This window comes from Sphingopyxis sp. OAS728 (assembly GCF_014873485.1).
GTDB lineage: Bacteria > Pseudomonadota > Alphaproteobacteria > Sphingomonadales > Sphingomonadaceae > Sphingopyxis.
The window spans coordinates 3,684,559-3,697,872 of the sequence record NZ_JADBDT010000001.1; the positions used below are offsets into that span (position 1 = coordinate 3,684,559).

The following is a 13,314-nucleotide window of genomic DNA, read 5'->3' on the forward strand; positions in this document are numbered from 1 at the left end:
AGTTCAGCGAAGCCGCAGAAGCAGCCATTTTTCGTAGAAAGCGGCGATTTCGAGATTGTTCTTTTCCAGCATTTGCATGTGGCCGTTGCCGTGAATGCCGTGTTCGGGGAGATAGGCATATTCGTTGGCGACGCCGGCCTGCGAGAGGAAGGCCGAGGTGCAATAATCCTGTCCGGAGTGGTAGGAGGCTTCGCCCGTCGCGATAAGGATCGCGATGCCGGAAAGCGCCGTCAATTTGTGGCGTGGCTTGCGTTGTAACCAGCAGGGCGTGCCGCGCCCCTCCGGCCGGTCGGTGCGCACGAGGTCGAGCTCTGACGGATCGGTAATCGCGGGCGCGAAATTCAGGCAGCTGTTGGTGATGCCGCAACGCGTCGCGGCGCCCTTGGCATTGCGGCTGGCATTGCCCGTAGGCTCGACGGCGATGATCGCCTTCACCCTGCCCGGGTTTGCCTCGGCGATCATCCAGCTGAGCGGTCCGGCCTGCGAATGGGTGACGATGATCGCCGGCCCGGTCTTGGCAAGCAGTTCGGTAACGGCCTTCAGCGTCAGCGCATATTGCATGTCGACGTCGGGCATGTTCGCCACTTCGGACGCAAAAAATTGCTCGAAGATCGGATCGCCGGGCAGGCCGGTTCCGGGCCACTGCGTATGCAGCCGGGCTTCGGGCCAGGGCAGGGGATCCATTTTCGCGCTTGCGGTGAAGCGCTCGGCGATCTGCTTGCGGCTGGGGTCGCGGTCCTGCGCGCCATAGGCCGAAGGAAAATATCCCGATCGGCCCTTGCCGGGCTGGTCGACGATATAGACCGGCCAGCCGCGCCCGAGGAACCAGCTGGCCCAGCCGGGGCGCCCGTCAGGCGTTCCCAAGAACCCGGCGCCGGTCAGGCGGCTGCCGTGGATGAAAATAATCGGATAGTGGCGTCGGCCGACCTTCGCCGGAATCTGGAAGAAGGTCTGCATCTGGCCGGCCACCGCGTCGCCGCGAACCTCGCCGCCAGTATAGACGACCCCTTGCCGGGCGATTTCGATCGGTTCGGCGCGGACCGGCGCGGCCGAGGCGAAGGCGGCGGCGAGGGTCGCGGCGAGGACGGCGCGGATCACCGCGACAACAGTCGGCCGTCCCGCTGGGTGATGATCGCCGGCCCGGTCGTTCCCGTGAACATCTCCGGCCGACCCTCGACCGACGCGTTGCGGAGCAGGAAACCCTTCTTCGCCTCGACCTTCACATTGCGAAGGACCAGTCCTTCGATCGGGCTTTCGGGAAGGCCGGTCGCGACGCCTGCCCAGTCGGCGCCCGTCGCCTCCAGCCCGTCGACGGTCACCTTGCTGATCCGCGGCGTCGAATCCGCGACGAAGGGCCGAGCGGGGTCGTCTTCGCCCGGCCAGATCTGGTTGCCGAGGACGAACCCCGTCGGCGCCGCCTGACGTTCGGCCTCGCGGCGGTCCATCGGGCGATAGGCATAATAGCTGGTGAAGACGAGCGGGACGTCGACGTCGGTCATCCGGTTGTTGCGGAAAGTGATGTCGGAAATCTCGCCGCCGCGGCCGCGCGCGGTCTTGATCCGGAACCCGTACATCGACCCGACAAAGACATTGTTTTCGACGAGGACGCGAGTGACCCCGCCGCTCGTCTGGCTGCCGATGCAGATACCGCGGCTCGCGTGGATGGTGTTGCCGCGGATGACAATGTCGGAACTGATCGCATCGGGATAGCGCGGGTCGGGGTCGCTCGACTTGATCGCGACCGCATCGTCGCCGACGCTGATAAAATTGTCGGCGATCAGGACATGGCGGCTCCGCGTCGGGTCGATCGCGTCGGTGTTGGGGCCATGCGCCGGCGAGGTGATCCGCGCGCCCGCGATCGTGACATATTCGGAATCGCTGAGCACGAGATGGAAGGAAGGCGAGTTGGCGAAGGTCACGCCGCGCAGCGCGACATTGCGGCTGTTCGACACCAGCACCAGACGCGGGCGCCGGTCGGGAAACTGCTGGCGCGCCTGTCCGTCGGTCGCGAAGCGCGGGTCGGACCGCCACAACGCGCGCATCCGCTCCCACCATACCGCGCCCTGGCCATCGATCAGGCCTTCGCCGGTCACCTCGACATTCTCGGCATCGGCGATGTTGATGAGGCCGATGCGTTCGCCGTCGGCCTCGGGGCCGCCGAACAGCTCGGGATCGGTCCCGCCCAGCACCTCGGCGCCCTTGGCGATGTTGAAGCGGATATTGCTCTTGAGATAGATCGGCCCGATCATCCATTCGCCTGCCGGCACTTCCACGGTGCCGCCACCGGCGGCGGCGCAGCGGTCGATCGCGGCCTGAAAGGCTTTGGTGTCATAATGGGTGAGCTGCGCCCAGATCAGCGACCCCTCGGCGCCATCATCGACGACCGAGCAGGTCCGGTCGGGAATGCTGATGGTCGCTTGGGCGTGCGCCGCCGACGGCAATGACAGCGGCGAAAATATCATAGCGGCAAGCAATTTATGCGGCGCCATCGGAAGGCCTCTCCTTTTATGGGTATCGCCAGCCCCTATCGCGCGGGTGCGTGCGCTTCCAATGCCGTTGGTGTGTCCCGTTATGCCGAGATTGCATTGACCTCGGCCCAGAAGCCCTCGGCGGCGGGGCTCTGGCGTGCGTTGGGGCGAAAGAGGACGATATCCATGCCGATTTCCCATTCGGCTCCGCCCGCGGGAATCAGGCGTCCCGCCGCAATATCCTGCGCGGCGACGCTGTGCGGCAGCCAAGCGACGCCGCGCCCGTCGCACGCCATGCCGAGCAGGCTCGCAGCGAGGTGCGCCGAGAAGACGGCCTTCAGCCCCGGCGCGCGCTCCTCGAAGCGATGCGCTGCAACGATCCGGCCGAGCCCGGACTCGCCCGTATAGGCAAGCAGCGGTACTTCCCCCGGCGCGTCGAGCGACCAGCGCGGGCGCCCGTCGGCGTCGGGGGCGACCAGCGGCATCAGCGCGTCATGGCCGACCACCGCCGAGCGGAACTGGCGCGGTTCGAACCGGCTGGGCGCCAGCGCATGGCGATGACACAGCAGGAATTGGGCCTGCCCCTGGAACATCAGCTCCTCGCACGCCTGCATGCTGTCGGAAAGGAGGCGTACCGGACCGAAGCTGCCATGCGATTCGACGGAGCGGATCCAGTGCGGGAAGAAGGTGAAGGACAGGACGTGCGTTGCGGCGAAGCGCAGGGTCGCGGTTTCACGCCCGCCCGCCTCGCGCGCCTCGCGCCGCAGTTGGAGCAGGCGCCGGACCAGGTCGGGCGCGCCGCGCAGGAACTGCTCGCCCGCCGTGGTCAGTGTCGTGCGCTGCGGTGTGCGGATGAACAGCGGCGCACCGACCCAATCCTCAAGCGCCTTTATGCGCCGACTGAAGGCGGGCTGGGTGATGTTGCGCGCTTCGGCAGCGCGCGAAAAGCTACCGGTTTCGGCGAGTTCGAGGAAATCTTCGAGCCAGGTGAGTTCCATGGCCACTATGCATAACGCGCATAGCGAGAAAGGACAATGGCATTGGCGGCGCCGTCGCCGCGAGCCTAGTGGGAGAGCATAACAGACGGAGAGGCCAGTGCGGATAACCGAAATCAGAGAGAAGACGGTCTCGATCGCCTCGCCGATCGCCAATGCCTATATCGACTTCTCGAAAATGACCTGCTCGGTCGTCGCGGTCGTCACCGACGTGATCCGCGACGGGCGTCCCGTCATCGGTTACGGCTTCAATTCCAACGGCCGGTACGGACAGGGCGCGCTGATGCGCGAACGCTTCCTGCCGCGCCTCGCCGAGATCGCGCCCGAGCGGCTGGTCGACGAAGACAACGACAATCTCGACCCTTTCGCCATCTGGACGGCGCTGATGGCGAATGAAAAGCCCGGCGGTCATGGCGAACGGTCGGTCGCCGTCGGCACCATCGACATGGCGGTGTGGGACGCGGTCGCGAAGATCGCCGAAAAGCCGCTCTATCGCCTGCTTTGCGAACGCTATGGCGATGGCGAGCCCGACGACCGCGTGTGGGTCTATGCCGCCGGCGGTTATTATTACCCGGGCAAGGACCACAAGCAGCTTCAGGACGAGTTCCGTTCCTATCGCGACCGCGGCTACCGTGTCTGCAAGATGAAGGTCGGCGCGGTCCCGCTCGAAGAGGATATCGCCCGCATAGAGGCGGCGCTCGAGGTCGTCGGCGAAGGTCGGAATCTTGCCGTCGACGTCAACGGGCGCTTCGACCTCGACACTGCGATCCGCTTCGGCGAGGCGATCGCGCCCTATGACCTCTTCTGGTACGAAGAGGTCGGTGACCCGCTCGACTTCGCGCTGCAGGCCGAGCTCGGCCGCCACTACGACCGCCCGATGGCGACCGGCGAAAATCTCTTCTCGCATCAGGATGCGCGCAACCTGCTGCGCCATGGCGGGATGCGTCCGGACCGCGACTGGCTCCAGTTCGACTGCGCATTGTCCTATGGTCTTGTCGAATATCTGCGGACGCTGGACGTGCTGCGGACCGAGGGTTGGTCGACGCGCCGCGTCGTGCCGCACGGCGGGCATCAGATGTCGCTGAACATCGCCGCGGGCCTGCACCTTGGTGGCAATGAATCCTACCCCGATGTCTTCCAGCCCTTCGGTGGCTTTGCCGATGGCATAAGGGTCGAAGACGGCTATGTCGGCTTACCCAACGTTCCGGGGGTCGGTTTCGAGGCGAAGTCCGAACTGTACAAGTTGATGCGCACGCTGACCGAGGACATCGTGCCCGACAAGATTTTGATGTGACATGACCAGCGGCCACCTGACCAAGAGATTCGGGGGTTTGCAGACGGGAGAGCGAATGGGGATTGCGCGCCGATTGTCGGGCCAACTGTACGTCCAGGTCCTCGCAGGGATGCTGATCGGCGTCGCGATCGGTTTCCTGTGGCCGGACGCCGGCGCCCATTTGAAGCCCGTCGCCGACGGCTTCATCAAGCTGATCAAGATGCTGCTCGCGCCGATCATCTTCGGCACCGTCGTCGTCGGCATCGCGCAGATGGGCAGTCTGAAGGAGGTCGGCCGGCTCGGCTTCAAGGCGCTCGTCTATTTCGAGATATTATCGACCATCGCGCTCGCGATCGGGCTGCTTGTGGCCAATCTGATGCAGCCGGGCGCGGGCATGAATATCGACGCCGCGGCGCTCGATACCAGCACGATCGAGGCCTATCGCACCACCGCCGCGGCCGACGGCGGCATCACCGGCTTCCTGCTTGGCATCATTCCCGATTCCTTCCTCGGCGCGTTCGTCATGGGCTCGATGCTGCAGGTGATCCTGCTCTCGCTGCTCGTCGGCCTGGCGCTCAGCGGCATGGGCGAGGCGGCGCGCCCGATCGTCGACCTGATCGAGCTGCTCAACAAGGCGCTGTTCCGGATCGTCGGCATGGTCATGCGGCTGGCACCGCTCGGCGCCGGGGCCGGCATGGCATTCACCATCGGCAAATATGGTCTCGATACCCTTTGGTCGCTGGGCCATCTGCTCGTGGCGCTCTATGTCACGACCTTCTTCTTCATCGTGGTGGTGCTTGGCACGGTGATGCGGATCGTCGGGCTCTCGTTCCTTGGCTTCCTGCGCTACATCCGCGACGAGATCCTTGTCGTGCTCGGCACCTGTTCGACCGAGGCGGTGCTGCCGCAGATGATGCGCAAGCTCGAAACCATGGGCGTCGCGCGGCCGGTCGTCGGCATGGTGCTGCCCGCGGGCTACACCTTCAACACCGACGGGACCTGCATCTATCTGACGATGGCGACCATATTCATCGCACAGGCGACGAATACGCCGCTCAGCGTGATGGACCAGATCGTCATCCTCGCGGTGCTCATGCTGACGTCGAAGGGGTCGGCCGGGGTCGCGGGGGCGGGGTTCGTCACGCTCGCGGCGACGCTTTCGGCCATTCCCGCCATTCCCGTCGCGGGGCTCGTCCTGCTGCTTGGCATCGATCGTTTCCTGAACGAGGCGCGTGCGGTAACCAATCTTATCGGCAACGGCGTCGCCACGCTCGCGGTCGCACGCTGGGATGGCGCGCTCGACCGGCAGCGCGCCGAGGCCGTGCTGAGTGGCAAGGAGGTGTCGTCGTGACGCGTCGCTTCCTTTCCCCCTTCATCGCGGCGCTCCTGCCGTTCGCAGCGCAGGCGCAGCTCGCCGTATCGGTCCAGGATGGCAAGCAGCTGCTCGATGACGGCGCTCAGGTCGTCCCTGCCCGACCGGGCGAGGACGATGCGGTGCTGGTCGACTTCACGGGCGCTGCGCCACGCGTGGTCGGACGCTCGCGGGTTCCCGCCAGCGTGATCGGCCCGCCGCGCAGCGTTGCGCTAACCCCGGACGGCCGCTTCGCCGTCGTCACCTCGGCGCGCAAGGTCGCCAGCGACGACCCCGCCCGGATCGTTGCCGACGATCGTGTGACGCTGCTCGATCTCGCCGGAACCGCTCCGCATGTCGTCCAGACGGTGACGGCCGGAAGCGGCGCGTCGGGCATTGCGATCGATCCGGCGGGCCGCATCGCACTGGTCGCCAACCGCGCCGAAGGCTCGGTCACGATGTTCGCGATCGAACGGGGGCGGCTCCGCCCCGTCACAACCCTGGCGGTGGGCGATCGGTCGTCCTCTCCCGCCCAGCCGCTGTTCTTCGATGGCGGCAAGCGCGCGCTCGTCTCACGCGATGGCGACCACCGTATCGCTATGCTTGCTATCGAGGGGGAGGCGCTTCATCTGCTGTCCGAGACGATCGCGCCTGGCCTTCGTCCCTATGCCATCGATACCGCGGGGCCTCGGCGTTATGCCGTGTCGGCCAATATTGGTGGGGGCGGTCGCGATATCGACACGATCAGCTTGATCGACCTATCCACGGAGCGGCCGCTGGTGGTCGACACGGTGGCGGCCGGGCTCACGCCCGAGGGGATAAAGATGTCGCCCTACGGCGCATTCGTCGCGGCGACCGTCAACAACGGCTCAAACCTCGCCCACGCAGCCCCGACTTGGCATGAACGCGGCATCCTCCGCATTTGGCGCATCGCGTCAGGACGGCTGGTACCGGTGACCGAGATAGCGTCGGGCGCGTGGGGGCAGGGCATAGTCTGGTCGCGGGACGGAAAATGGCTGCTCGTCCAGAGCATGGCGGCAAAGAGGCTTGAGCGCTTTGCTTTCGACGGGCGCACGCTGACCCCCGCAGGCGCGATTGACTTGCCGGTCGGTCCGGCGGCGATCGCAACGGTCGAACCATGACGCGGCGCGAGTTCATTGCCGTCGCGGCGGCATCTGCAGGCACGCTGTATGCATGGCCGGCTTTTGCAGCCAAGGATGCAGATTTGTCGCTGCGCTTGCTGCTTGACAGTTTCACCGACGACATGGCGCCGGCCGACAAGTTGCGCCTTCTCGATGCGATTCCTGCCGTGGGTCTCTCCTCGTCGGCGCAGGCCGATCGCGACGTCGTTCTCGCCGGCCTGCGCGTCGATGCCTCGCTGGCGCGACGGTTGCCTTTCCGGCGCGAAGCGGCGAGCCCGTACCCCGTGTCGCCATTTTCGGGAAGCTGGCGCAAGGCCATGACATCGGGTGCGGACGCGGGGCTTGCCGAGCGTATTTCCGCCGAGACCGACGCGATCCGAATCGCCGCCGCCGCCGGCATTGTCCTACCGCGCGCGATCCTCGAACGCACGATCGCGTCGGTGTTGGCCGCGGGGATCAAGGCAGCGCCAGATGTTGCCCAGGCTCTGTGGCGCCAATGCGCCCAGCTCTCGGCGTGTCGGGCCTCGTCCGCCGATGCGCCCGGGCTTTGGCGCCTTCCGGATGGCGAAGGGCTTTATGCGGCGATGCTCGAACGGCAGTATGGCGGGCGCGTAACTCCAGCAGACGTGCATGATCGCCTGCGAGAAGAAGTCCGAAACCTCGGGACGCGGATGGATGTACTGCTGCGCAAGCAGGGTCTGAACGGAGGCTCCATCGGCGAGCGCGTTCGCACTTTTGCGCGTCAGTCGCGCTGGCTCTACAGTGATGACGAGGCCGGACGCGACCGCGCCGTTGCCGATATGAACGAGCGGCTGGATGCGGTGCTTCCGCGCCTGGCTTCGCTGTTTCATTCCGTTCCGGCGGATGTAGCGGCATTGCGTGTTCGACGGATGACGGCGGCCGAGGATGCGGCGGGTCGCTCAGGCTATCGTGCTATTCCAGGGCAGGGCAGCGATGGCGCATATGTCGTCGACCTCCGCGACATTGGCCGGCGACCGATGTGGAGCCTGCCGGCGGTCGTGCATCACGAACTTGTCCCGGGGCACATGATGCAGCTTCTTGGCGGCACCACCGCGCGCGCGCATCCGCTCCGCTCGGCCTATGCGCCTGCGATTGCCGAGGGTTGGGCGATATATGGCGAGCAACTCGCAGTCGAGCAGGGGGCCTTTGAAGGCGATGACCCGGCGCTGCTAGGCCATCTTTACTGGCAGATGTTCCGGCTTTGCCGGGGCCTCGTTGACACCGGTATCCATAGCGCGCGTTGGTCGGGCGAAGAAGCAAGGCGCATGCTCGATTTGCTGCAGGGTGAGCCCGCGTATTTCGCGCCCTTTGACCAGGACATTGACCAAGCGATCGTTAATCCGGGCGCACGCGCTGCCGAAGCGCTGAGCTGGCTCGAACTTACCGACCTGCGGCGCAGCTTCACGCTGACGGGCGACATCCGTGACTTCCACGCGGCCGCCCTCGACTTTGGACCGATGACTCTGCCGCTGCTCGCGGCGCGAACGACCGACCAACAAAAATTATGAAAGGGAGAGCAATGACACTGAACCGAATTCAAGCGACGCGGGGGGCCTCCCTGATGATCCTGGCAGCGGCAATCGCTGCGCCAACGGCCGCCTTTGCGCAGGATGGGTCGGATACTCCGGCCGCCGCCGATACCGCATCCGATCAGGAGATAGTCGTCACCGGCTTCCGCGGCAGCCTTGCCAAGGCGCTCGCGGAAAAGCGGTCGGAAGCCGCCGCGGTCGACTCGATCCTGGCCGAGGACATCGGGAAGTTCCCCGATCTCAACCTGTCGGAATCGATCCAGCGTATTCCGGGCGTAGCCATCACCCGCGACGGAGGTGAAGGGCGCCAGATTTCGGTGCGCGGCCTCGGGCCGCAGTTTACGCGCGTCCGCATCAACGGCATGGAAGCCATGAGCAGCGCGGGCGGTGCCGACGCCAGCGGCGGTACCAACCGTGGCCGCGGCTTCGACTTCAACGTCTTCGCGTCGGACCTTTTCAACGAGATCAGCGTCCGCAAGAGCGCCGAGGCGTCGACCGAGGAAGGCTCGCTCGGCGCGACGGTCGACCTGCGCACTGCGCGTCCTTTCGACTATAACGGCTTCACTCTCGTTGCTTCTGCGCAGGGGACGTACAACACGCTTTCGGACAAGGCGTCGCCGCGCGGCGCGTTCCTCATCTCCGACACCTTCGCCGACGGCACGATCGGCGTGCTGCTTTCGGCTGCCTATGGCCGGCGCAAGACAGTGGAGGAGGGTTATTCGACCGTGCGCTGGGCGCAGGGTTCGTCCTTCGCCCCCGGCTTCGAAAGCGTCCTCGGTCAGAATTGCGCCACGACTCCCGCCGCTTGCACCGACGCCAACAATGCACTGCACCCGCGCTTCCCGCGCTACGACGTCTACACCAACGACGTCGAGCGTCTCGGCGCCACCGCGTCGATCCAGTTCCGGCCGACCGACCGCACGCTGATCAGCATCGACGGCCTCTATGCCGACTTCAACGTCAAACGCGGCGAATTTTATCTGGAGGCGCCCTCGCTCAGCGCTGCGGGCGCCTGCACCGCCGCGACGCGTCCGACGACGTGCGGGATCGCGGACACCGACATCCTCGCGATGAACATCCAGAACGGCGTGATGGTGTCGGGCACGTTCAACGATATCGACCTTCGCGTCGAAAACCGCCGCGACCGGTCGAAGACCAAGTTTCGCCAGCTCTCGCTCGATCTGGAGCAGCAGATCGGCGAGAGCCTGACCTTCACCGGGCTGCTCGGATACTCGAAATCGGATTTCAACAATCCGATCCAGAACACCGTCATCTTCGACAGCTACAACACCGACGGCTACAGTTATGACTATAGCGATCCCCGCAAACCGGTGTTCGATTTCGGCAGCGCGAACATCGAGGATCCCAGCGCCTGGACGCTTGCGCAGCTGCGCCTCCGCGCGGCGCGCGCGGCGAACGAGTTCAAGACGCTGCAGGCCAATCTGAAGTGGCAGGTGACCGACGATTTCGACATCGCCGCGGGCTTCACCTACAAGAAATATGATTTCGACACCGAAGAGTTGCGCCGCTCGAACGGTACCACCTCGAACCGCGAGGCCGTGATCCCGGCCGAGGTCGCCGCCATCCCGCTGTCGCAATATACGCGCGTCATCTCCTTCGCGGGGACGAGCTGGCTCACCCCCGATTACGACATGGCGGCCGAGGTTCTCGGGCTCGAGGATCCAAATATCTACAACGGCGCCTTCCGCCTCGGGCCGGAGCCGGCGCTGGGATCGAAGAGCAGCGTCGGCGAGCGCGACAAGAGCGGCTATGTCCAGGCGAATTTCAGCACCGACATCGGCGGTGTGACTCTGCGCGGCAACGCCGGCGTTCGCTATGTCCGCACCGAGCAGAGCGCGACGGGCTTCGTCTTCACCAGCGGCGCCGCGCAAGAGGTGGTCGTCAAGCGCAGCTATGAGGATTGGCTGCCCGCCGCGAACATCGTCATCGAACCGGCGCAGGACCTGCTCATCCGTCTCGCTGCGGCGAAGGTGATGGCGCGCCCCGACCTAGGCAGCTTGCCGCCGGGCGCGTCGATCTCGGTGTCGGGGTCGGGCCGCACCGTCAGTGTCGGCAACCCCAACCTCGACCCCTATCGCGCCGATACCTATGATGCGGCGATCGAATGGTATTTCCAGCCGGGGGCGCTGCTGTCGCTGGCGGTGTTCCAGAAGAATATCGGCAGCTTCGTCCAGACGGTGTCGACCCCGGGCAGCGTCTTTTCGGACAACCCTTTCGGCCTGCCCGACAGTGTCGCGGTGGCGGCGTGCGGGTCAACGCCGAACTGCGCGCCGAATCTCAACAACTGGACCTTCAGCGCGCCCGCCAATTCGCCCGGCGGTCGCCTGCGCGGTTTCGAGGTCAATTATCAGCAGCCGCTGAAATTCCTGCCCGGCCCGCTCGGCAACACCGGCATCCTGCTGAACTATACGCAGGTCAGCTCGCGGATCAAATATCTGGCCTCCGACGGCTCGGTCGCGGCGATCGACGATCTCACCGGCCTGTCAAAGCGTTCGGCGAACGCGACCTTCTATTATGAGGACCGGGTCGTCAGCGCGCGTATTTCGGGCGCCTACCGCAGCAAATATCTGACCCGCGTGCCCGGCGGCGAGCGCGGAACCGACGTCGACGGGACGAACAGCACCTTCAACCTCGATGCGTCGATCCAATTTACGCTGAACGACAATTTCAAGCTGTCGCTGGAGGCCGTGAACCTGACTGACGAATATCAGGACCAGTATAATGATTCGCGGAACCTGCTGTCGGTCTATCGCCACACGGGCCGCGAATTCATCATCGGCCTGCGGTACACCTACTAAAAGGGGCGACGTGCGCGGTTCCCCTCCCGGGCCGCGCACGTCCTGTGCGATAGACAAGAAGAGAGGATTTTCCATGGCCCGACGGCTGGTCCGAACCCTTTGCCACGGCGCGCTGTGCGCGATGCTCGCGCTCGGCGGCGTGGCTGCCGCCAGCCCGGCGCAGGCGCGCGCCGAGGCGGCGCAGCCGAGCCGCCAGCAGATTGAGGCGACCATGAAGCGCGCGACGCGCTTCATGGTCGAAAAGGTGTCGACCAACGGCGGCTATGTCTGGTCGTACCTGCCCGACATGTCGCGCCGCTGGGGCGAGATGGAGGCCTTTCCGACGATGGTGTGGGTCCAGCCGCCGGGCACCGCGACGATGGGCAATCTTTTCCTCGACGCCTATCATGCGACGCACGACGAATATTATTATCAGGCTGCCGAAAAGGCGGCCGGCGCCCTGATCGCCGGGCAGAAGCCGTCGGGCGGGTGGCATTATTTCATCGATTTCGGCGGCGAGGATTCGACCCGCCGCTGGTACGACACGATCGGGAAAAACGCCTGGCGGCTCGAGGAATTCCAGCATCATTGGGGCAATGCGACCTTCGACGATGCCGGCACGTCGGAGGCGATGCAGTTCCTCCTCCGCCTCTATGTCGAAAAGCATGACGCGCGCTTCAAGCCGGCGCTCGACAAGGCGATCGACTTCGTCCTGAAAAGCCAATATCCGATCGGCGGCTGGCCGCAGCGCTATCCGCCCGTCGACAATGGCGGGCTGCACGGCCGCCCGGACTATACGCGCTACATTACCTTCAACGACGATGTCGCGGGCGAGAATATCAAATTCCTGATCATGGTGCATCAGGCGCTCGGCGACGATCGCGTGCTCGATGCAATCACCCGCGCGATGTCGGTCTATCTCGTCACCCAGCAGGGGCAGCCGCAGCCCGGTTGGGGGCTGCAACACGACCCGTCGCTGCGCCCCGCGGGCGCGCGCACTTACGAGCCGGTTGCGCTCGCGACGCACGCGACCGCCGCGAATGTCGCGCAGCTCCTTAATTTCTATCGCCTTACCGGCGACAGCAAATATCTGGCGCGCGTGCCGGAGGCGCTCGACTGGCTCGATTCGGTGAAGCTGCCGCCCGAACTGGTCAAGGACGGCAGGGCCTGGCCGACCTTCATCGAGATCGGGACGAACCGTCCGCTGTTCATCCATCGCAGCGGCTCGAACGTCGCCAACGGTCGCTATTTTACTAACGACGATCCGGCGGACACGGTCGGGCATTACAGCTCGATGCGCGCGCTCGACGTCGCGGGGCTGCGCCGCGAATATGAGCGGCTGTCGAAGCTGTCGCCCGAAGAGGCGAGCAAGGGGTCGCCGTTGAAGGCGCACGGGATTCAGCCGCTCGCCCCCTATTTCCTGGTCGATCTCGGCAAGATCTCCGACCTCAACACCAGCCGCGATGCCGCGACGCCGTCGCAGCTTGTCGCGAAGCTCAACAAGGCCGGCTGGTGGCCGACCGAGCTCAAGGCGACGAGCCACCCTTATGCCGGCGACGGGCCGGTGCAGCCGCCCCCCGGCGATTTCCGGTCCACCCGCGTCGGCGATGCGACCGACACCTCGCCCTATTTCACCGACAAGCCGGTGATCGGCATTTCGACCGGCACCTATATCGAGCATATGGCGACGCTGATTTCGGCGCTCGTGGCCAAGGACGGCCAGCTCAAATAGCCCCA

9 protein-coding genes are annotated in these 13,314 nt (G+C 65.4%); 6 read left to right on the forward strand and 3 right to left on the reverse strand.

Annotation, left to right across the window (positions count from 1 at the left end; genetic code table 11):
• Positions 1 to 3: 3 nt before the first annotated feature.
• The 3 genes from GGC65_RS17560 to GGC65_RS17570 all read right to left on the reverse strand — a co-directional run bounded on the left by GGC65_RS17560 (position 4) and on the right by GGC65_RS17570 (position 3,466).
• Positions 4 to 1,098, reverse strand: a complete 1,095-nt coding sequence (locus tag GGC65_RS17560; protein ID WP_192648339.1) for an alpha/beta hydrolase — start codon at positions 1,096 to 1,098, stop codon at positions 4 to 6.
• Positions 1,095 to 2,462 carry a glycoside hydrolase family 28 protein gene (locus tag GGC65_RS17565; RefSeq protein WP_192648340.1) on the reverse strand — a complete coding sequence of 456 codons (1,368 nt, stop codon included), beginning with the start codon at positions 2,460 to 2,462 and terminating at the stop codon, positions 1,095 to 1,097. Before GGC65_RS17565 ends, GGC65_RS17560 begins: the two co-directional genes overlap by 4 nt.
• A 107-nt stretch (positions 2,463 to 2,569) precedes the next feature.
• Positions 2,570 to 3,466: a LysR family transcriptional regulator gene (locus GGC65_RS17570; RefSeq protein WP_192648341.1), complete on the reverse strand. Its 897-nt coding sequence runs from the start codon at positions 3,464 to 3,466 to the stop codon at positions 2,570 to 2,572.
• 97 nt (positions 3,467 to 3,563) lie between these two features.
• Here GGC65_RS17570 and GGC65_RS17575 point away from each other — a divergent pair, with 97 nt between their 5' ends.
• The 6 genes from GGC65_RS17575 to GGC65_RS17600 all read left to right on the forward strand — a co-directional run bounded on the left by GGC65_RS17575 (position 3,564) and on the right by GGC65_RS17600 (position 13,309).
• Entirely contained in the window at positions 3,564 to 4,757 is a 1,194-nt protein-coding gene (locus GGC65_RS17575; RefSeq protein ID WP_192648342.1) for a mandelate racemase/muconate lactonizing enzyme family protein, read from the forward strand.
• A gap of 55 nt (positions 4,758 to 4,812) precedes the next feature.
• Positions 4,813 to 6,087, forward strand: coding sequence for a C4-dicarboxylate transporter DctA (dctA, locus tag GGC65_RS17580; RefSeq protein WP_192648343.1), 1,275 nt, complete (start codon positions 4,813 to 4,815; stop codon positions 6,085 to 6,087).
• Positions 6,084 to 7,229, forward strand: a complete 1,146-nt coding sequence (locus GGC65_RS17585; protein WP_192648344.1) for a beta-propeller fold lactonase family protein — start codon at positions 6,084 to 6,086, stop codon at positions 7,227 to 7,229. Before dctA ends, GGC65_RS17585 begins: the two co-directional genes overlap by 4 nt.
• Positions 7,226 to 8,758: a DUF885 family protein gene (locus GGC65_RS17590; protein ID WP_192648345.1), complete on the forward strand. Its 1,533-nt coding sequence runs from the start codon at positions 7,226 to 7,228 to the stop codon at positions 8,756 to 8,758. The genes GGC65_RS17585 and GGC65_RS17590 overlap by 4 nt, the downstream gene beginning before the upstream one ends.
• Before the next feature lie 53 nt (positions 8,759 to 8,811).
• Positions 8,812 to 11,598, forward strand: a complete 2,787-nt coding sequence (locus GGC65_RS17595) for a TonB-dependent receptor (RefSeq protein ID WP_192648346.1) — start codon at positions 8,812 to 8,814, stop codon at positions 11,596 to 11,598.
• 73 nt (positions 11,599 to 11,671) lie between these two features.
• Positions 11,672 to 13,309, forward strand: coding sequence for a pectate lyase (locus GGC65_RS17600; protein WP_225940881.1), 1,638 nt, complete (start codon positions 11,672 to 11,674; stop codon positions 13,307 to 13,309).
• Positions 13,310 to 13,314 lie beyond the last annotated feature (5 nt).

Coding starts and splice junctions, on each gene's coding strand:
- GGC65_RS17590 (WP_192648345.1), top strand. CDS start 7,226: ATGACGCGGCGCGAGTTCATTGCCGTCGCGGCGGCATCTGCAGGCACG.
- GGC65_RS17565 (WP_192648340.1), bottom strand. CDS start 2,462: ATGATATTTTCGCCGCTGTCATTGCCGTCGGCGGCGCACGCCCAAGCG.
- GGC65_RS17570 (WP_192648341.1), bottom strand. CDS start 3,466: ATGGAACTCACCTGGCTCGAAGATTTCCTCGAACTCGCCGAAACCGGT.
- dctA (WP_192648343.1), top strand. CDS start 4,813: ATGGGGATTGCGCGCCGATTGTCGGGCCAACTGTACGTCCAGGTCCTC.
- GGC65_RS17595 (WP_192648346.1), top strand. CDS start 8,812: ATGATCCTGGCAGCGGCAATCGCTGCGCCAACGGCCGCCTTTGCGCAG.
- GGC65_RS17600 (WP_225940881.1), top strand. CDS start 11,672: ATGGCCCGACGGCTGGTCCGAACCCTTTGCCACGGCGCGCTGTGCGCG.